Consider the following 20871-nt stretch of genomic DNA (forward strand, 5'->3'; position numbering starts at 1 on the left):
TAGGGAAACTCAAATACGAATATCAAATTAATTATTATTATATTTTTAATTTTCTAATTTATCTAAGAACGGATAGTTTTCCTGAGCATATACATACTCATATACTTTTTCTGCATCAGGATACGGAGAGTTTTCCATAAACTCGATACACTCTTCCACGAAATCTCTCGATTTGTTATCCATAGCTTCCAATTCTTCTTCAGTTGCCCAGCTGTTTGCCAAGATTCTTTCTTTGATCAATTCAATCGGGTCATCTTTCTTATGAATAGCAACTTCGTCTTTAGATCTGTATGGTTCAGCATCAGACATTGAGTGTCCTCTGAAACGGTAAGTTCTAGCTTCGATAAAAGTAGGCCCATCACCTCTTCTTGCTCTTTCGATAGCCTCGTAAGCAGCTTCAGCCACTTTCTCAGGATCCATTGCGTCTACAGCAAGACATGGCATTTCGTATCCTAAACCTAATTTATAGATATCTTCATGGTTAGCTGTTCTTTTTACAGAAGTTCCCATTGCATACTGATTGTTCTCAACGACAAATACTACAGGAAGTTTCCAGTTCATTGCCATGTTGAAAGTTTCATGAAGAGATCCTTGTCTTGCAGCACCGTCTCCGAAGAAACAAATGTTTACAGCTTTTCTGTCAAAGAATTTATCTGCAAAAGCAATACCTGCTCCCAAAGGAATCTGACCTCCTACAATACCGTGTCCCCCATAAAATCTGTGTTCTTTGCTGAAAATGTGCATAGATCCACCCATACCACCGGAAGTACCTGTAGCTTTACCACAAAGCTCTGCCATGATTCTCTTAGGGTCTACTCCCATTGCCATCGGATGAATGTGACATCTGTAAGCAGTGATCATACTGTCTTTAGTTAAATCCATTGCATGCGTAAAACCTGCAGGAATAGCTTCCTGACCGTTGTACAAATGTAAAAAACCTCTGATTTTTTGTTTTAGATAAAGAGAACGGCATTTGTCTTCAAACCTTCTCCACATTGTCATATCTTCATACCACTTCAGGTATATCTCTTTAGAAAATTCTTTCATGTGCTAGCCTTTGCTTATTTATTATGAAATAGTTGAGCAAAAATATAAAAAAAACTTTGTTTTTTATTACATGCACAGCAATTGTTTTTTACTTATAATGTTATATTTACATTTCAAACTTAATTATGGAAGAAAAAAAGACCTCTTTATTACACATTATTTCAAGAATTATCTCAGACTTTTTCAATCCTTTAGTTTCTCTGGTTATTTATTTTGTGTATTTCAGTATTCAGAATTATACGTTTACAGAGGCCTTCACACACTTTTTGCCCATTTTACTGATTACCATTCTTCCGGTAATTATCTGGATTGTCTGGAATGTAAAAACAGGGCGATACACGAATATGGATGTGTCAAACAGGGTTCAAAGAAAAACACTGTATATCTTCATTGCGGTGTGTATTGTTTCGTATTTAACATTCAACTATATTAAAAACGGATTCATCGACTTTGTGATGTTGTTTATTTTAATTCTCCTTTTCGCTTTACAATTCAGCAATTTATATATTAAAAGCTCGATGCATACGGCATTCAATGTATTGGTCTCTGCATTATTCTTTGCTTTTGATGTGAAAATAGGTTTTGTATGGCTTGGGATTGCCATTTTGGTGGGAGTTACAAGAATTATTCTGAAAAGACACACCGTAAAAGAAGTATTTATGGGCGCAGGCATCGCGGTTTTGGTTTCTTTTATTTATCTTTATTGCAACAATAAGTATCAGCGCAATGATTTGCCAACCGAAGTGATCCCGGTGGAAACTACAATTAAGTAACATTATTGTGTAAATAGTAAGCTTATTACTTTATAAAATTTAAATTCAAATATGAAAATAAATCATCTTACCTCTGCCGAAGAAAATCTAATGAAGTTATTCTGGAAACTGCAAAGCTTTTATCTAAAGGAAGTTATGGAACATCACCCGGAACCAAAACCTCATCAGAATACGGTCTCAACTTACCTGAAAATACTTGTTGAAAAAGGATATTTGTCTACCGAAAAAGAAGGCAGAATTTTCAGATACTCTGTAATTGTACCTCTTGAAGATTATAAAAAGTTTTTGCTTAAAGAACTTTCACTTAATTTCTTTAACAATTCGGGAAAAGAAATTTTGGAATTCTTATTTAATGAAAATCTGATTTCACAAAATGATCTTAAAACTTATTTTGACCTTAAGATCGAAATGAAACCTGTAAAAATAAAGCAACCTAAATTGGAGTATGCTGAAGAAATCCTAAACCCTAAAAAAGACAAGAAAGGAAAGGATAAGAAAAAGAAGAAAAAGAAGAATGACAATTAGTTGGTGGTTGTTGGTTTTTAGTTAATTGATGTAACACAAAACTGAAAGATAACTTTAAACTAATTCTTAAAAATAAAGACATAAAAAAAGCGGCTTAAAAGCCGCTTCAATTTTTTTACCAACGACTTCCGCCGCCTCCGTTACCTCCACGGTTGTTGTTGCTTCCGTAACCACCTCCAGAGTTACCTCCTCCACGGTTGTTACCATAACTTCCACCACCGCTTCTGTTATTATCAAAACTTCTTCTTGGTTTTTCTTCTCTTGGCTTAGCCTCAGATACGTTAAGAATTTTTCCGTTAAATTCTTTCTGGTTAAGAGCTTCAATAGCTTGACCTCCTTCTTCGTCCCCCATTTCGATAAAACCGAAACCTCTAGAACGACCAGTTTCTCTGTCTGTTACAATTTTAGCTGATGATACATCGCCAAATTCTGCGAATAAATCGTGCAACTCATATTCTTTAGTTGCGTAATTGATGTTTGAAACAAAAATGTTCATTTTAAAAAAAAATTAAAAATTAATATATAAGATTGGTATATAAATAGAAAAGCAACATAATAATGAACATGATATTGATTCCAAATATAAACAGGTGCAAGATACAATTAAAAACTACAAATCAAAACTTTTTAATAGATTAATTCACTTGTAATATAAACTTGTAATAATATCGCAAATAACTGATGAATTTTTCATTAAATAATCTTTTGAAAAACTTATTTTTAAAACTAAATTTGTACTGAAAACAATCATAAAAAATGAATTACCATACCAGAAAATGGGTAAAACCGGAAGATCTTAATCCCAATCAATCACTATTCGGAGGAAAACTTTTGCAATGGATTGATGAGGAAGCTGCATTGTACGCAGTCATTCAGCTAGAAAACAAAAAAGTAGTCACTAAGTTTATTTCAGAAATAAATTTTGTAAGCTCAGCAAAACAGGGCGACATTATCGAAATCGGAATAGAAGTCTCATCTTTTGGATCTACTTCTCTCACACTGAAATGTGATGTAAGAAACAAAATGACCCATCAAACCATCATTACTGTTGATAAAATTGTAATGGTAAACCTTGATGAAAACGGAAATCCTGCAGCACACGGAAAAACAAAAGTAGAGTTTGTAAAAGACAGATTGAGTAATTTGCTATGAAAATTTTCATAAAAAATATGGTTTGTGGAAGGTGTATTGCAGCTGTTTCAACCATTTTTGAAGAATTTAATATAAAAATCACTCAAATCGCCTTAGGAGAAGTAGAAACTGTGGCTGAAATTTCAAAAACAGACATTCAGCTCATTGAAAATCGTTTAAAGGAAACCGGTTTTGAAAGAATAAAAGATGCGACTCATCAATTGGTTGATAAAATTAAAAATCTTATCATTATTAAAATTGGAAAGCTTGATATTGATGAAAACTTTTTACTGTCAAAATTTTTAAGTTCTGAGCTTCACAAAGATTACAGTTCACTATCAAAAACCTTTTCACAAAATGAAAATATCACGGTTGAGCAGTTTTTTATTCTTCAGAAAATTGAAAAAGTAAAAGAGCTGCTTCTTTATAATGAATTTACCTTAACTGAAATTGCCGGAAAACTGGGCTATAAAAGTGTGCAGCACTTATCATCACAATTCAGAAATAGTACAGGCTTCACGCCTACCGAATTTAAAAAACTTAAAGTTCACAACAGAAAATCCTTGGATAAAGTGTAATATTATTTTCGACTTTTCATTTTCAAAATCTTAACCGCCAAATTTTATAACAATTATCCTTAAATCTATAACAGCCTCTCTCTATATTTTTGGAAATTTGTAACATAAATTTAGAATTATGTACCAACAATATAAAGTTTTGGGGATGACCTGTTCGGGTTGTCAAAAAAAGATTTCAGAAAAACTGAATAGTTTAGACCATATTTCAGCAAAAGTAAATCTTGAAAACAGCTCTGTTGAAATCACTTCTGATAAAGAAATTAACCTTAATGATCTCAATAAATCACTTTCAGAAATAGGAAATTACAAACTGGAAGATCCAAATAAGCCAGAAAATACTTTTGTAAGGCCTCAAGACCGTGTTTCTCCATCCTCAGTTTATTACTGCCCGATGGAATGCGAAGGTGATAAAGTATATTTTCAACAGGGAAAAAGATGTCCGGATTGCAATATGTATCTGGTTCCGATTGAGGAAAAATTAGCAAAAGATCCCAATCATAAACCGACCTATTCTTCAACTAATTTACCAGAAAGTTTCAAAGATAATATCGGAAATTATTATTGTCCGATGTTCTGTGAAGGTGATAAAACGTATGACGAAAAAACAGATTGCCCGGTTTGTCACATGCATCTCGAAGAAATTACAGAAGATTTGGTTAAAAATTCTACTTCCCACTCCTATCAACACCACAATCATCAACATCACGAAACCCCAAAAGTTACAGATGATATGGCCGGAAGATATTATTGTCCGATGTTCTGCGAAGGCGATAAAACTTACGACAGTAATGTTGGCTGCCCTGTTTGCGGAATGGATCTGGTAAAATATCCTGAAAAAGGCGAAGAAGAAACTGATGATACCTATCTTATTTTAAAAAGAAAATTCATTATTTCTTTAGCTTTCACCATTCCTGTTTTTATTCTTTCAATGGGCGGAATGCTGATCGATTTTCCTTTTTCACATAATATACAGGCGATTTTTGAATTGATTTTGACGCTTCCTGTTTTATTTTATTCCGGATGGTTTTTGATGAAAAGAGGCTGGGTTTCATTTAAAACCTGGAACCTGAATATGTTCAGTTTAATTGCTTTAGGTGTTGCTGCGGCATTTATTTTCAGCATCATTGCTTTAGCTTTTCCAGATCTGCTTCCACATGAAATCCGAGGTCACAACCATGAAATTCCTTTATATTTTGAAGCGGTTTGCGTGATTATGACGTTGGTTATTTTAGGACAGCTGATGGAAGCTTTAGCTCACAAAAAAACAGGAAATGCCATCAAAGAACTGATGAATCTTTCACCTGATGAAGCCAATATCATAGTAAATAATGAAGAAAAAAGAGTTCCGCTTTCGGAAGTGAAAATTGGGGATATACTGAAAGTAAAACCAGGCGAAAAAATTCCTGTTGACGGAAAAATTATCGAAGGAAATTCTGTAGTTGACGAAAGTATGATTACAGGAGAACCGATTCCTGTTGAGAAAAATATTGATGATCAGGTAACTTCAGGAACGATTAACGGAAATCAGGTTTTTATAATGAAAGCCGAAAAAGTAGGTGACGAAACCTTGCTTTCGAAGATTATAAAAATGGTAAATGACGCAAGCAGAAGCCGGGCTCCAATCCAGAAGCTGACTGATAAAGTGGCTAAAGTTTTTGTTCCGACCGTTATTGTTGTTGCTGTCATTACTTTTATTTTATGGCAGATTTTCGGTCCGGAAGGTCAGAAAACTTTATTTGCTTTTATCAATGCAGTTGCCGTTCTTATTGTCGCTTGTCCGTGTGCTTTAGGTTTGGCAACTCCAATGTCTCTGATGGTGGGAATTGGTAAAGGTGCCAAAAACGGAATCCTTATAAAAAATGCAGAAGCTCTTGAATTAATGCACAAAGTAAACGTTCTGATCACCGATAAAACAGGAACTTTAACCGAGGGTAAACCATCTTTAGAACATATAGAAACTGTTAATAACTCTTCTGAAAAGGAAATTTTGAAACTGGCTTATTCATTAAATCAAAATTCAGAACATCCTTTATCAAGTGCTGTGATCAAGAAAGCGAAAACCGATCATATTTCAGCCGAAAAAGTGGCAAAATTTGAAAATATTTCCGGTAAAGGCGTAAAAGGAATCATCAATAGTAAAACTGTTTATTTAGGAAACGAAAATCTTTTAGTTTCTAATGGAATTCAAATTCCGAAAGATTTAAAATTAAAAGCGAAGGAAATTCAATCAAAGGCGCATACAATCTCTTTTATTGCTCAGGAAAACGAAGCTTTAGGGTTTATAAGTTTTAGCGATAAGATTAAAGAAAGCTCGAAAAAAGCTGTTCAGCATTTAATCAATGAAGGAATTGAAGTAATTATGATGACCGGTGATAATGAAAATACAGCAAAAGCTGTAGCAGACGAATTAGGAATCAAAAATTACAAAGCAAGCTGTCTTCCTGAAGATAAATTAAATGAAGTAAAAAAACTTCAGGAACAGGGAAAAATCGTTGCCATGACCGGAGACGGAATCAACGACTCCCCTGCTTTAGCGCAATCTAATGTCGGAATTGCGATGGGAACAGGAACCGATGTAGCCATAGAAACGGCAGAAATTACGTTATTGAAAGGTGATATTTTAGGAATTGCCAAAGCAAAAATATTAAGCGAAAAACTATTGAGAAATATCAAAGAAAACTTGTTCTTTGCTTTTATTTATAATGTCTTGGGAATCCCTGTTGCGGCAGGATTGTTGTATCCATTTTTTGGAATTTTGTTATCACCAATGATTGCGGCAGCGGCAATGAGCCTTAGTTCTTTATCGGTAATATTAAACTCATTACGACTAAATTCTGTGGATTTAAATATAACAACTTCTCACTCTGATTAGAATGAGAAGTTGTTAATTTAGCTATTAAAATATTTTATATTATTTCTTTTTTCTTGTAAAAAAATAGATAAGCAATACGATAAACAAACCACCTACAATATAATATATCCAATTATTAATAGGAGTTTGAGGAGTTTTTGTATTTTGAGTATTCTTTTTTTCGGTTCCGATTTGATTTTCTACATTTATCGTAACCGATTTTTGTGAAGCTTTTAAATAATCATCATCAATTGGAATGGTAAACGGAAAGTTTGGTTGATATCTTTCGGGCTTTATACTCACCTGATCGTCTAAAGCAGTTTCGGAACCCACCAAAAGTCCTAAAGATACATTCATCGCATCATCAAGCAATGGTCTTCCGTTAAATTTATCTACCGTATAAGACGCTTTAGTGCCCACTTCATAAGGAACTACGTCGGGATAAACGCGCTCCGTCAATTTTGCTACATAGGCTTTTGGATCTTTTTGAATTCCAGCAGTCGTAACATATTTAGTGAGATTATTGATAACATTTTGCTTTATTTCATCATCTTCCACCGCTCCTTGAGAACCGTATTTACTTCTCAATTTGTTGTCGTAGCCCATGTAAAAATGGGGAAATAATACATTGGCGATATGATTTACCTGATGCCAATGATTAGCCTCTTCCTCAAAAGCAGTGGATGCATAATAAAATATATTATCTGATAAAAGCTCATTAGGAACCTCAAAAACTATAACCGAAGATTTTCCTATTCCAAAATAATTCCCTTTTTCTCCTACATCAAAGGCAGATAAGTCATATACGCCTTCGTCTAGTACTTTATGCTTGAAAAGCTCGGCTCCTACGGCATTTCCCTGAAAATTATCTTGGGTAGTTCCTGTCCAGATTTTAATACCGTTGTTGAGTTCCAAAATACGATTTACAGGACCTTGTGCTATAAGCGTACCGGTCTGACTTAATTCGTTTTCAGGATTTCCATCCCAATAAAATTGCACTTTATTGTCCTTAAAAGTAAAACTAAAAGTTTGTCCTTCAGTAAAAGCTTTATTATTGGCTACATGAAATTTATAAATTCCATTTGGGGCAAAATTAAAACTATCTTTTCTTGATTGTGGATTTGTATCCAAAAGGAAAACAGTTTTATTAGGTTGATTCGATTCGAAAACAAATAAATCCGTTAAATCCATTTGAGGATATTGTTTCGCAAGATCAGTTTCAAAATGATGTCCTGATGTCGAAAGAACAAGAGCAACAGGCACAAATAATAAGAATAGACTTTTTTTCAAAATTTTCATATTTTATAATTTTAGTAATGTGCTATTTTAAAATATACTATAATGATGTATATTTATTTTATTATAATCTTTCAAAGAAAATAACTTTAAACGCTTTGTGTAAACAGTAAGTTGACGATTTAGAAATATTTAGTTCAGCGTAGTAATAGGATCTAAATAAATTTTGTAGAGATGCTCCGATATAAAAGATTTGATTTTATTATTTTAAATATTTAATAAAGGAACCCAAATCTCTCTAAAGTACATTAATAGAAGCAATTTTGAATTTTTTTATCATAAGTGTTTTTGTTTGACATTTCTAAATGTACGGATTATTTTATTGAACGTTTGACTATTTCAGGTAAATAATTGATTTTAAAGCAAATAATAATTTATTTGAACATAAATAAATCAACAACCTAAAACTCTAAGTAAACTATGAAAAAAGGAAATCTCTATATCGGCTGTTCAGGATTCTACAATAACGACTGGAAAGGTTCGCTATACCCGGAAGATGCCAAAAGTAAAGACTTTTTAGTTTTATATTCGAAGGAATTTAATGCTGTTGAGATTAATTCCACATTTTACAGAAAACCAACTGCAAAAACACTCCAAAAATGGTTTGGCGAAACGCCTGATGATTTTCGATTTTTTATTAAAATTCCTAAAACGATCTCTCACGAAAAACGATTGAAAGATTGCAAAGAGGAAATTGCAGAATTCTGTTTGCATATTCAAAATAACTTAGGTAAAAAGCTATCAGGATTTCTGTATCAGTTTCCGCCATCGTTTAAAAATACAGAAGAGAATCTGGATTTAATTTTAAATAATGTAGATTTTAAGTATTTAAATGTTATTGAATTCCGTCATGAAACTTGGTGGCGTGAAGAAATTTACAACGTTTTAAGTTCAAAAAACATCATCTTTTCCGGAGTAAGTTTTCCTGGGAATCTTCCTGACAATTTCATCGTCAATCACCCTGAATTATTCTATTACCGACTTCACGGAAAACCTATACTCTATAAATCTGAATATTCGGAAGATGAAATAAAATCTTTAAGTGAAAACATCTTAAAATCAGGAAAAAAAGGTTTTGTATTTTTTAATAATACCTGGGGAAATGCAGCGATCAAAAATGCTATTCAGCTTAAAAAATATTTAGATAAATAATTTTAATTAAAAAATCCTTAAAAAGTGATATTTATAGGAAAATTGGCATTACCTTTGTTAACTAAAATTTGTAAAAATTAACATTTTTTAACAATTTAATTCCCATTAATCTTTATGAAAAAAACTTTTGCGGAAAAGTCTATCAATAAGACTTTTCTAAGGATGGTTACAGTATTGACTGTAACATCAACATTATTTACAGGATGCAATCAGAAAACTGAAGTAAAAGAAACCGAAAAAATTCTTACCAAACTGCCTCCCGTCGCAAAAGTCGCTCAAATAGATGATGAGAATGTACCCACCGATAAAAGAGTAATCTACCTTACCTTCGACGATGGCCCCAATCGTGGCACTGAAAATCTATTAAAAATATTACACAAAAGAAATGTTTGTGCAACGGCTTTTGTTGTAGGAAAACATGCATCAGACAGTAAAAGACAAAAAGAAGATTTCGAAAAGATGAGAAGAGACCATTTGATTGAGCTTGCCAATCACAGTCATACTCACGCTCACAACAGGTATTCAGATTTTTACAAAAATCCTGAGGCAGTCGTTAATGATTTTAATATTGCCAAAGACAGCTTAAAACTTCCCGGGAAAATTGCAAGAACACCCGGAAGAAATATTTGGAGGCTTAATAATATTAATGTTACCGATATTAAAAGTTCTTCTGAAGCAGCAAACAGATTAAAAAAAGCAGGCTACAAGGTAATAGGTTGGGATCTGGAATGGAAACCGACCAATAAAATGACTTTAAAAGGAAATCATGAAGCGATGCTAAAAAAAGTAGACAGCATTTTCTTTAATGATCTAGAAAAAACACCAAGACATTTGGTTCTGCTTACCCACGATCAATATCTTAACGATTCAGATTCGATTAACGAGCTGGATTTTTTTATAGAAAAATTACAGAAATCAAACCGGTTTGTTTTCAGAAAAGTCTCGGCTTATCCTAAGATCAATGAGATTTTGAATTAATATTTTTCACTTATAATATATGCTTCGACTTCGTTCAGCATGACATCTTTAATAATAACTGTCTTATCAAAGTTTATTTGAACCCATGTCATGCTGAGCGGAGTGGAAGTTTTTTTACAATAAACCTTTCAAGCAACTTTAAAATCCAGAAACTAACAACAATCAACTAAATTTAAATTTCATTCGCTTTTCATATTTAAAATTCAGAAATTTGCAATTATGAGTATTCAGGAAAATTACAACGATATAAAAAGCCGTCTTCCGGAAAATGTAGAATTGGTTGCAGTTTCAAAAACGCATCCCACTTCTGCTATTCAGGAGGTTTACGATTTGGGGCAGAAAGTTTTTGGTGAAAATAAAGTTCAGGAATTGGTTGAGAAATACCCTCTCCTTCCGAAAGATATTCAATGGCATATCATCGGGCATCTTCAGACTAATAAGGTTAAATATATTGCCGAATTTGTTGACACCATTCAAAGTGTAGATTCTGAAAAGCTTCTGAAAGAAATTAATAAAGAAGCCGGAAAGTACAACCGTACAATAAAAGTTCTACTTCAGGTGAAAATTGCCGAAGAAGATACAAAATTCGGGTTGGAAATAGAAGAAGCCAAACCTTTATTTGAAAAATTTGTCAACGGAGAATTCGAAAATATTGCAATCACAGGATTGATGGGAATGGCAACTTTCACCGAAGATGAAAATCAAATCAAAAAAGAATTTTCAGTTTTAAAAAATCTGTTTGATGAACTAAGCCAGATCAAAAAACTCGAAACGTTATCAATGGGAATGAGTGATGACTTCCCTATTGCTATTGAGTGTGGTGCCAATTCTGTACGCGTAGGTTCTTCAATTTTTGGGCGAAGAGATTACTCAAAATAGACTTTTGGGAATGATTTTTGCTAATACTCAAGCAAAAAATACTTAAATTTGCAACTATGCAAAAAATCCTTATTGTAGAAGACGAAAAAGCAATCTCCGGAGTACTTCACAGTATCCTTTCGGATGAACTAACTGACTATGAATTTGTCATTGCCGACGATGGTTTGGAAGGCTATAAACAAATAGAGAAAGAAGATTTCGCATTGGTGATCTCAGACATCAAAATGCCAAAACTTTCAGGAACTGAGCTTTTAAAGCAAAGTTTAGCTCTAAAGCCAGAATCCACTTTTATCATGATTTCCGGGCACGCCGACATCGATTCTGCAGTTTCTTGCTTAAAGGACGGGGCATACGATTTTATTTCTAAACCAATTGATATCAATAGATTGATTACAAGTGTGAAGAACGCTTTGGTGAAAGAAACATTAAAAAAAGAAAATAAAAATCTTCAGACCGAAAATAAAACCCTGAAAAAGAAAGTCAACAAAAAATACCAAATGATTGGTGAATCTGCGGCTTTAAAGAAAATTCAGGAAATGATTGAAAAAGTAGCTGTTTCTGATGCGAGAGTTTTAATTACCGGACCCAATGGAGCAGGAAAAGAATTGGTAGCGCATGCTATTCACAATCTAAGTGAAAGATCTAGGGGACCAATGGTGGAAGTAAACTGTGCGGCAATACCTTCTGAATTGATTGAATCTGAACTTTTTGGTCACGTAAAAGGATCATTTACAGGAGCAATCAAAGATAAGCAAGGGAAATTTGAGCAGGCAAACGGCGGAACTATTTTCTTAGACGAAATTGGAGACATGAGCTTAATTGCACAGGCAAAAGTTTTGAGAGCACTACAGGAAAGCAAAGTTTCTCCGGTAGGAAGCGACAAAGAAATCAAAGTTGATGTGAGAGTTTTGGCAGCAACCAATAAAAATATGCAGACAGAGATTGAGGCTGGTAGATTCAGAGAAGATTTGTATCACAGACTTTCTGTAATTGAAATATATGTACCGCCTTTGGATGACAGAAAAGAAGATATCAACCTTTTGGTGAATCACTTTTCGGGACTGATTGCTGATGAACACGGTACTGCGTTGAAAAAATTTGATGATTCTGCGATTGATGCATTAAAAGCACTTTCATGGACGGGAAATATCAGAGAGCTGAGAAATGTTGTTGAAAGATTAATTATTCTTGGAGGAGCTACGGTTTCCGAAGAGGATGTTGCAAGTTTTGTTAGAAAATAATTTAATTATTAATTAAAATACATTATAAAAATTTGCAGTAACTATACTGCAAATTTTTTTTGAACTATTATGAGCTTTTTAAATAAAAATTACACGAAAGAAGCCTTAACGCTGGCTCTTCCGGTAATGCTTACGCAGGTTGGGCAGGTGTCTGTCAACCTTTTTGATAATATCATTGTAGGTAAACTCTTGGGAGCAGACGCTTTGGCATCGGTATCTTTGGGGAATGCCGTATTTTTCTCGATGTTTGTTTTGGCGCTTGGTTTTTCTTTTGCCATCCCGCCATTGGTTTCTGAGGCACATTCAAAAAATGACCACAAAACCATTAATTCTGTTTTCAGTCACGGTTTTATCATCAATATGTCAGTCGGAATTATTCTGATGATTATCTTATTTTTGGGATTACCTCTACTCTATCACTCTGGTCAGCCGGCAAAAATTATTCCTGATACCGTAGATTTTTTATGGATTATGGCCATCAGCATTGTTCCGTTTATGGCATTTCAGACTTTGAGAGAAGTTTCTGAAGGATTATCATATACGATTGGAGTGACTAAAGCTACCATTATCGCCAATGTGATTAATATTGTACTGAATTACGTATTAATTGAAGGAATTTGGATTTTCCCTGAAATGGGTGTAAAAGGTTCTGCCTTGGCAAGTTTAATCGCCAGAATTTTTATGGTTGTCTTTCTTTATTTTGTTTTAATGAAAGAACCAAAAACCAAACAGTACATCAAAGATTTTTCATTAAAAATGCAGGTTTTTTCTAAGAAAATGTTTGAAAAAATGGTAAGATTAGGCTTCCCGACTGCATTGCAGATGTTTTTTGAAGTAACCGCTTTTGCAGGAGCAGCGTTTATCTGCGGATTAATTTCATCGCACGATATTGCTTCACACCAGATCGCTTTAAGTATGGCATCATTTACCTTTAATTTATGTATCGGTTTCAGTGTCGCTTCAACGGTTATGATCGGTAGAAAATTGGGTGAACAAAATTTTGTGGAATTAAGAAAAATAGGAATCAACAATTTAAAAATTGCCTTTCTATTTATGTGTTTCTGTGGAGTTATATTTATTTTAGGAAGAAATATTTTACCTACATTTTTTACAAAACCCGAAGAAGTAGAAGTAATTATGTTAGCATCAAAACTAATGATTATTGCAGCATTATTCCAGCTTTCTGATGGAATTCAGGTGACAGCTTTAGGAATGTTGAGAGGTTTACAGGATGTGAAAATTCCGTCAATCATTACATTTATTGCCTATTGGCTGATTACAATTCCTTTAGGATATTTCCTTTGTGTAACCTTAGAAATGGGTGCTTTCGGAATGTGGATTGCACTTGGATTGGGATTAACGATTTCAGCATTTATGCTGGTTAAGCGTTTTCTCGATATGTCTGCCCGAAGAATTAAATCAAACAAAATATAATAGTGAAAGCGGTCTTTGGATCGCTTTTTTTATTTAGCTGCCGTTTTAGGATCAAAATAATTATTTTCAAAGATTGAAAAGCTAAGTAAACAATTTTAAAAAAGTAGGCGAGCTTTTCAAAATTGCACGCCTGCATTTTCTAAAAGCTCCTGTGGATTTGTATAAGTCGACGGGAGATTTTGTTATAATCCTCGAAGAGATTTTACTAAATGCATTAGACTAAATAGTAAACCGCAGAATTTCTGCGGTTTAAAAATATAAAGATCTAAAAATTAATCTCTTATTGTTCTGAAGATATGATCTACAAAGTAGTATTTATATGTATGTTAACCTTTTTTAAAATAGCTTTTTGATGTTCTAATTTATCTCTTTTCCCTTATTATAATCTATAAAAAGTACATTCTCAAAAAGCCATCCTTTCTCCGTTTATAAATTGTTTTGGTTGAGTGAGCTTTAATTTCATGGTTCTTTAACTTAGGCTATAACTTCACGCCTTAACTGTTATATCATTCTATAGCTGTTCCCAAGTTTTTATAAAAATCACCATTTATTAGAAAATAACCTTCACTAAGATTAAAATTTTGTATTGAGCTAAAGATATTATTTTTTTGTCTCGGAAGTTTAAATAGCTTATTAAAGCTATATACTTCAGTAATATTTTTACTCGGTTTAGAATTTGTTTTTTTTACTCTGAAATAGTAAACTTCTTTTTTACATTTTTCACAATATGTTCTTCCACCAGCAAGCTCCTGATATATATATCCATGTTTTTTATTGAAATTAATATTATCTTTATTATAAATAATTAGATTATATTCGTTTCTATTAAAAATAACTCCATCTTCTTTAAACTCCTTCAATTTGCCTAATTTAAATGAGTCTGTTTTCTCTATTTTAATAATTTGTGATTTTAAATTTATCTGACAAATTAAAAAACATATTAGTATTACTATTTTTCCCATGACCAATAATTTTCATTCCATGTTTTAATATATAATTTTCTGTCAACCTCAGGTAATAAATTCCATGCTTTAGTATCTTGCATTCCCATCCAAACGATTGTTCTATATTCAATATCCGTGTATTGACTTCCATAAACCTGTTTTAAAAAATTGACCATAATATTTACGTAATGCGCTGCCATCAATTGATGTTGTGCATCAGCATCACCCTTAGTAAATCTAACATAATAGTCAAAAAGTCCTGGATAATTATGTTGCAAAAGATCAGCCGTTATTTTATTTACATCAATATTTCCATTGGTAGAGGCAAGTGAAATTAATTTTCTATAAATTTCCGCATGAATCATTTCGTGCATAAAAGTATCAGCAATTACTGCTTTAGGAGTATTTTCCCAATCTTTATTTTTATTAAATATAATTTTTATCCAATAATTACTTGGAGGATTAGTTTCTGCTAGTGCATTTGGATTCTGAGTAGCGTCAAGATCGAACATTAAATGCGCCACAGAAAAAGTAGGTTCAAAATTTTCAAGATATTGTTTAAAATTTGCAGCTGTTTTAATTTTATTATAAATACCATTAAGTTTTGTATGGTTTTTAAATCTGCTTGTTGGTTTCACTCTATTGGGATCAGCCCAATCTTCAAATAGTTCGTTCTGTAGAGTGTTGTTTAGTATAGGATTTATTATAAACCAATTTTCAAATAGTGGCCAAGTTACAGAAGGGTTTTGTCTAAGGAAATCAATTCCCCAATATAAGAAATTAGACCCGTTAACTGTTTGATCTGTAAAGAAAAAGGTTCTGAGTCTTTCCGCAATTGGAATATTATTCTTTACGTAACTAAACTGTTGAGAATTTAATGAAGGCATACCAATCTGTGCAAGCATATAATTAAGTGCTTGAGGGGCAGGTAAATGATAAGCCGGATTAGTTCCGCCTCCTGAAGAGCCATAACCAGCTCCACCATCATTATAAATTGTATTTTGATAATTTTTACATCTTATAATTTCAGTTTCATAGTATGCAGCACTCGAAGTTCCTGCCCATGCACATGGCTCATTCCCAAAATGCAATCCTTCAATACAAGAAATGGGAGTTGTTATGGCACCGCAGACCGCTTTATTTAAAACATTTTTTACAGGTCTGCCATTTTCAAAATTTTCAGTTCCCAGTAGTTCTCCATCCATAGCCTTGTACTCAACTATACCAGTAAATTTTGCCAATTCAAAATATTCGAAAGAAACTGAAGAAACATATTCTGCAATGAAAAAAGACTCATTTTTCCCAACTGTATAAACCCATATCTGATAAACATTATTTTCTTTTTTCACAAGAGTACTATATGAGACTCTTTCATTTTTATTAATGACATCAACAAGTCTATTATTTTCATAAATTCCAGTATTATTATCATTTTTAAGATAGGTATCTGGCGAGTTTTTCTTTAAATAATTTTTGAATATAGGAACATCTTCCATCCTGTACATTCCGGTGGAGTCAGGCTTAAGGGTAGTATTAAGTAAAGAATTATCTGTTGTAGAATCGAATTCAGTTCTGCATTGCGATAATAGAGAAACTAATGCGAAAAACATTAGGAAATTAATTTTTTTCATATTTGTGTGTTTTATGATTTAAGAATACAATAATAAAACATTTTTTCTAGTAATCACATAACTTTTTCGAAAAAATTATTACTTTTGTAGTAATAATTACAATTTTTAGTTATGGAAACGATGGAAGTCATTATTGAAAAAATAAAAGAATATCGCAAGAAGAAAGGCTTTTCCCATGAAAATATGGCAAATGAACTTCACATTAGCCAAGCTGCATATAGTAAAATCGAAAAGAACGAAACCAAGCTCACGGTAGACAGATTGTATCAGATTGCTGAAATTTTAGAAACTCCAGTTTATGAACTTTTAGATGTAAATCCTAACAATATTTATAATCAACAAAATTTTTATGATGCTTCAGTAGGACATCAAGAAATTCAAAATCTATATCAGGAAAATAAGGACAAAACAGAAAAGATAGAATCTTTGTATGAAGAGCGCCTAAAAGATAAAGATAAGATGATAGACCAGCTACAGGATATCATCAATAATTTGAAAAAATAAAATCATTTTTTATGTTTTATATTTTGCCTGATCAGCAATAAACAAGAACCTCGCTTATTCAAGCGAGGTTTTATCATTTATTTCTTCAAACATTTTTCCAAGAACTGATCTTGTTCCCAAAGCAAATGCAGAATATTTTCTTTGGCAGCATAGCCATGAGATTCTTTTGGAAGAAGAACCATTTTCACAGGCGCTCCGAGGTTTTTCAAAGCCTGAAAATATCTTTCGGTCTGCAAAGTAAAAGTTCCTGGATTATTGTCGGCATCACCATGAACCAATAACATTGGCGTTTTCATTTTATCGGCATTCATAAATGGCGACATCGTGTTGTAAATTTCCGGAACATCCCAATAATTTCTCTGCTCACTCTGGAAACCAAAAGGCGTCAACGTTCTGTTATAAGCTCCACTTCTTGCAATTCCGCAAGCATAATCTTTAGAGTGTGTCAAAAGATTCGCCGTCATAAAAGCTCCGTAAGAGTGCCCTCCAACTGCCACTTTTGTTCTGTCGATATATCCTAATTTATCTACAGCATCAATCGCAGCTTTTCCGTTGGCAACCAGTTGGGGAATGAAAGTATCATTCGGCTCTGTTTTTCCCTCACCGATAATTGGGAATGCAGCATCATCAAGTACGGCATATCCTTTCGCCGTCCAATACACAAAAGAACCGTAATACGGGAATGTAAAATCGTTCGGGTTCTGAGTATTTTGTCCTGCTGTATTCTTGTCTTTATATTCTGTAGGATAAGCCCAGATTAATAACGGAAGTTTTTCTTTTTTAGCTTTTCTATCGTAGTTTGCAGGTAAATAAAGCGTTCCTGTCAAAGTAACTCCGTCATTTCTTTTGTAGGTAATCACTTCTTTATAAACATCTTTGATGCTTTCAAAAGGATTGGCAAAATTGGTTACCGCTTCCGATTTATTAGATTTAATATTTTTCTTAAAATAATTAGGATACTGACTTGCCGACTGCTGAATCGTCAATACTTCTCCTTTTTTAGGATCAATAATATCAATTATTTCCTCTTTGGCATTTTTAAGATTTGAGGTATAAAGTCTTTTCTTTTTCAAAGATTTCATATCCATCTCATCGATGAAAGGATGCTGACCATCTTTTGTAAAGCCATCTCCAATTAGATAAGATTTCTCCCCTTTCATATCTACAACATATCTTCCGAAGTCATTTTTTGTCGTGTTAAAATTTCCTGGATCACTGTAAACATCCTGGTAATTTCTATCTTCTATGACTTCAGATTTACCTGTATTTAAATCAACTAAATAAGATTTTGTGTTTCTTGTATCGTACCAGCTTTCACCAACGATAGCATAATGATTGTTTGTCCAGCTTACACCACCATATCTTTGTTTTGTTTTAAAGAAAGATTTTGGCTGAGCCGTAAACGGAGCTTCCCAAGTGAAAACTTCATCTCTGAAATCAACAGTTTTCGACTGATCTCCTCCATCCAGAGCTTCAGCGTAAACCAGGGTTGCAGGCTGATCAGATCTCCACCCCATATCTCTTTTTCCGGTTCTTACTGATGAAAATCCTTTCGGCATAATTTCATTTAAAGGAACTTCATTCACCGTTTTTACTATATTTCCTTTTGCATCATAAACCGTAGTGGTCATTGGAAATCTGTTTAGCGGAACGATGTATGAAAAAGGCTTTTTAATCGTAGTCAGCATCAGATAATTTCCATCTGGAGAATAGCTTATTCCTGAATATAAATCCTGATCTTTTATCTTTTTTAAGCCTCCGTTTAGATCTACATTATATAATTCGGAAGCAGTAAGAATTTCAAAATTCTTCTCATCCTGTGGATTTTTAAGTAAATCCTGATATGTTCTGTTTTGAGAAACTTTTCCATCTGCTGTTGAAACAATTGGCCCTGTAGGAAGGTCTTTTGAAGAATCTGTTAGTTTGGCTCTGTTTTCGGGAAGAACTTTAATCAGGAAGCTCTGAGAATCTTTCATCCAGCTGTAAGGACTTCCTAAATTGGCATTCAGATTATCTTTAGTGACTTTTTTTGCGGTTGCCGTTTCAAGATCAACGACCCAAAGTTCAACTCCTTTATCTGTAGTATGTGTAAAAGCTAGTTTTTTCTCGTCCGGCGAAAATGACGTATTGCTGATCTTCGGATTTGCAGGCAAATTTTTAACCTGAACTTCCGTTTTATCGTTCATTTTACGCACTTTCAAATTGTTGGAATACGTAACAGAGCTCGAAATATTGGTCACAGGATTAATTCTTAATCCTCCCAATTTCATTTCCTGCTGATTGAGATCATCTAACGTTTTATAGGTTGGCCGGTATACAAAAACAACCCAGTCCTTTTTAGAATTGGTCAAAACACTTGGTGGTCGGTCGTAATCTGCAAGCTTTAAAATTTCGGCAGACGGTTTCTGATACGTTATATTTTCCTGGGCTTCATAGAAATTAAGAAACGCAAGAAGACAGATAGTTAATTTAATCTTCATTATCTTTTTGATTTTTTACGAATTTAATGAAAAGTAATTAAAGTTTTTGATGCATCATAATAATCCAAAATTTTAGCGTAAAGTGCGCAAAGGTTTTTCTTTGTGCAGTTCGATATTCTTAAATTCTCAAAGGCGTTTCACTCAGCGAAGACAAAATAATTTACTTATGATAAACTATTTCTAAGGACTTCAGAAGCTTTTTCGACTTCTTCTAAAGTATTAAAATAATGAGGTGAAAGTCTTACTGCACCATCAACTTTTTTATCCGTAAAGTCAATTAATGCTGAATTTTTATAGCTTACCGAAAAGAAAACATTATGTTCTCTCAACACTTTCTGTATATTTTCCAGATCATTATCCGGTCCGCAGAAAGTTACAATACTGCTCAGGTTTTGTCCGATATCTAAAACTTTAAAACCACTGTTTTTAAGATTTGTTCTAAGCGTTTCAGCTAATTTTCTGTTGTAATTTTCGATAGTATTCAGACCAATCGTATTGGCATATTTTACAGCTTCCATCATCCCTAAAACTGCAGCGTAAGAAACTTCCCAATGCTCAAATCTTTTAGCCGTCTTAAACAATTCGTAATTATCGTATTCCGACCAATGTGCGCCTCTCATATCCAACAAAATCGGAGCATAATCTTGCTCTAAAACCCTGTCTGAAACATATAAAAAACCACTTCCTCTTGGTCCTCTCATAAACTTTCTTCCTGTTGCCGTTAAAAAATCACAACCAATTTTATCGACATCAACAACCATTTGTCCGACCGATTGACAACAATCTGCCAAATATAAAACATCATATTGTCGGCAGATTTTTCCTACTGCTTCAATATCCTGAATCAATCCTGAATTGGTCGGAATATGTGTGACTGCAACCAGTTTCGGATGATGTTCTTTGATTAAGTTTTCAAGATCTTCCAAATCCAGTTCGTTATTCTCCAGTTTTTTAATTCGGAGTAAGTTTATATTCAGTCTTTTCTGAAGCGAAATAAATGTAATCTGATTAGAAATATAATCATCAACTGTTGTAATAATCGTATCTCCTTCTTCAAAAATAATACTCGAAAGCGCTTTCGCAAATGCTTCTGTAGCACTTGTCATAAAAGCGATATTTGAAGGTTTACAATTGATCAGTCTTGCAGTTTCGGCATAGAAATTATCAAGTAATTCTGCATTTCTATTGGCCACTTCATAACCTCCCAACTGTTCTTCCTGTCGCAAATAATCGATCATTGAGTCTACTACAGTGTTTGGCATTAACGAAGAACCAGCATTATTGAAGAATAATTTTCCGTCTGATAAACCTCTTATTTCCTGTCTTATTTTATCTGTATTCATTTTTTACATTTAATTTGAATGATTGTGCTGTAATTTATTTACACTTCTTATCCGCCAACTTTGTCAATCCATAGGAATCTAGAT

18 protein-coding genes are annotated in these 20871 nt (G+C 33.3%); 11 read left to right on the forward strand and 7 right to left on the reverse strand.

Annotation, left to right across the window (positions count from 1 at the left end; genetic code table 11):
• Positions 1–45: 45 nt before the first annotated feature.
• Positions 46–1047: a pyruvate dehydrogenase (acetyl-transferring) E1 component subunit alpha gene (pdhA, locus tag OH814_RS02080; protein WP_076558496.1), complete on the reverse strand. Its 1002-nt coding sequence runs from the start codon at positions 1045–1047 to the stop codon at positions 46–48.
• Between the two features lie 125 nt (positions 1048–1172).
• On the opposite strand from pdhA, the gene OH814_RS02085 reads away from it, so the two are divergent.
• Together OH814_RS02085 and OH814_RS02090 are read left to right on the forward strand one after the other, a co-directional pair.
• Entirely contained in the window at positions 1173–1820 is a 648-nt protein-coding gene (locus OH814_RS02085; RefSeq protein ID WP_308826912.1) for a phosphatase PAP2 family protein, read from the forward strand.
• A 51-nt stretch (positions 1821–1871) separates the two neighbouring features.
• Positions 1872–2345 (forward strand): BlaI/MecI/CopY family transcriptional regulator, encoded by a 474-nt coding sequence (locus OH814_RS02090; protein ID WP_123884980.1) that lies wholly within the window; start codon positions 1872–1874, stop codon positions 2343–2345.
• 115 nt (positions 2346–2460) lie between these two features.
• Here the strand turns inward: OH814_RS02090 and OH814_RS02095 are convergent, their stop codons facing one another.
• Positions 2461–2841, reverse strand: coding sequence for an RNA-binding protein (locus OH814_RS02095; protein ID WP_066680485.1), 381 nt, complete (start codon positions 2839–2841; stop codon positions 2461–2463).
• Between the two features lie 260 nt (positions 2842–3101).
• On the opposite strand from OH814_RS02095, the gene OH814_RS02100 reads away from it, so the two are divergent.
• The 3 genes from OH814_RS02100 to OH814_RS02110 all read left to right on the forward strand — a co-directional run bounded on the left by OH814_RS02100 (position 3102) and on the right by OH814_RS02110 (position 6926).
• Complete coding sequence (locus OH814_RS02100; protein ID WP_115618987.1) at positions 3102–3497, forward strand: acyl-CoA thioesterase; 396 nt, start codon at positions 3102–3104, stop codon at positions 3495–3497.
• Positions 3494–4054, forward strand: a complete 561-nt coding sequence (locus OH814_RS02105) for an AraC family transcriptional regulator (RefSeq protein WP_308826913.1) — start codon at positions 3494–3496, stop codon at positions 4052–4054. The genes OH814_RS02100 and OH814_RS02105 overlap by 4 nt, the downstream gene beginning before the upstream one ends.
• A gap of 118 nt (positions 4055–4172) precedes the next feature.
• Complete coding sequence (locus OH814_RS02110) at positions 4173–6926, forward strand: heavy metal translocating P-type ATPase (protein ID WP_308826914.1); 2754 nt, start codon at positions 4173–4175, stop codon at positions 6924–6926.
• A gap of 39 nt (positions 6927–6965) precedes the next feature.
• Here OH814_RS02110 and OH814_RS02115 read toward each other — a convergent pair whose 3' ends face one another.
• Positions 6966–8204, reverse strand: coding sequence for a DUF4331 family protein (locus tag OH814_RS02115; protein WP_308826915.1), 1239 nt, complete (start codon positions 8202–8204; stop codon positions 6966–6968).
• A gap of 417 nt (positions 8205–8621) precedes the next feature.
• Here OH814_RS02115 and OH814_RS02120 point away from each other — a divergent pair, with 417 nt between their 5' ends.
• The 5 genes from OH814_RS02120 to OH814_RS02140 all read left to right on the forward strand — a co-directional run bounded on the left by OH814_RS02120 (position 8622) and on the right by OH814_RS02140 (position 13885).
• Positions 8622–9353, forward strand: a complete 732-nt coding sequence (locus OH814_RS02120; RefSeq protein ID WP_308826916.1) for a DUF72 domain-containing protein — start codon at positions 8622–8624, stop codon at positions 9351–9353.
• A gap of 114 nt (positions 9354–9467) precedes the next feature.
• A complete protein-coding gene (locus tag OH814_RS02125; protein WP_308826917.1) occupies positions 9468–10331 on the forward strand; it encodes a polysaccharide deacetylase family protein in 864 nt (287 codons plus the stop codon).
• 219 nt (positions 10332–10550) lie between these two features.
• Positions 10551–11210 (forward strand): YggS family pyridoxal phosphate-dependent enzyme, encoded by a 660-nt coding sequence (locus OH814_RS02130; RefSeq protein ID WP_308826918.1) that lies wholly within the window; start codon positions 10551–10553, stop codon positions 11208–11210.
• A gap of 56 nt (positions 11211–11266) precedes the next feature.
• Positions 11267–12451 carry a sigma-54 dependent transcriptional regulator gene (locus OH814_RS02135; RefSeq protein ID WP_076558474.1) on the forward strand — a complete coding sequence of 395 codons (1185 nt, stop codon included), beginning with the start codon at positions 11267–11269 and terminating at the stop codon, positions 12449–12451.
• 69 nt (positions 12452–12520) lie between these two features.
• Complete coding sequence (locus OH814_RS02140) at positions 12521–13885, forward strand: MATE family efflux transporter (RefSeq protein ID WP_308826919.1); 1365 nt, start codon at positions 12521–12523, stop codon at positions 13883–13885.
• 506 nt (positions 13886–14391) lie between these two features.
• Here the strand turns inward: OH814_RS02140 and OH814_RS02145 are convergent.
• On the reverse strand, positions 14392–14847 hold the full coding sequence (locus tag OH814_RS02145) for a hypothetical protein (protein WP_308826920.1): 456 nt from the start codon (positions 14845–14847) through the stop codon (positions 14392–14394).
• Complete coding sequence (locus OH814_RS02150) at positions 14835–16460, reverse strand: hypothetical protein (RefSeq protein WP_308826921.1); 1626 nt, start codon at positions 16458–16460, stop codon at positions 14835–14837. Before OH814_RS02150 ends, OH814_RS02145 begins: the two co-directional genes overlap by 13 nt.
• A 111-nt stretch (positions 16461–16571) precedes the next feature.
• On the opposite strand from OH814_RS02150, the gene OH814_RS02155 reads away from it, so the two are divergent.
• Positions 16572–16964 (forward strand): helix-turn-helix transcriptional regulator, encoded by a 393-nt coding sequence (locus OH814_RS02155; RefSeq protein ID WP_308826922.1) that lies wholly within the window; start codon positions 16572–16574, stop codon positions 16962–16964.
• A gap of 77 nt (positions 16965–17041) precedes the next feature.
• Here OH814_RS02155 and OH814_RS02160 read toward each other — a convergent pair whose 3' ends face one another.
• Complete coding sequence (locus OH814_RS02160) at positions 17042–19444, reverse strand: prolyl oligopeptidase family serine peptidase (RefSeq protein ID WP_308826923.1); 2403 nt, start codon at positions 19442–19444, stop codon at positions 17042–17044.
• 164 nt (positions 19445–19608) lie between these two features.
• The gene (locus tag OH814_RS02165; RefSeq protein ID WP_308826924.1) at positions 19609–20787 is read right to left on the reverse strand and encodes an aminotransferase class V-fold PLP-dependent enzyme; all 1179 of its coding nucleotides are present in this window, start codon (positions 20785–20787) and stop codon (positions 19609–19611) included.
• Positions 20788–20871: the final 84 nt, after the last annotated feature.

It is taken from the genome of Chryseobacterium sp. CFS15, from assembly GCF_031118795.1.
GTDB classification, from domain to species: domain Bacteria; phylum Bacteroidota; class Bacteroidia; order Flavobacteriales; family Weeksellaceae; genus Chryseobacterium; species Chryseobacterium indoltheticum.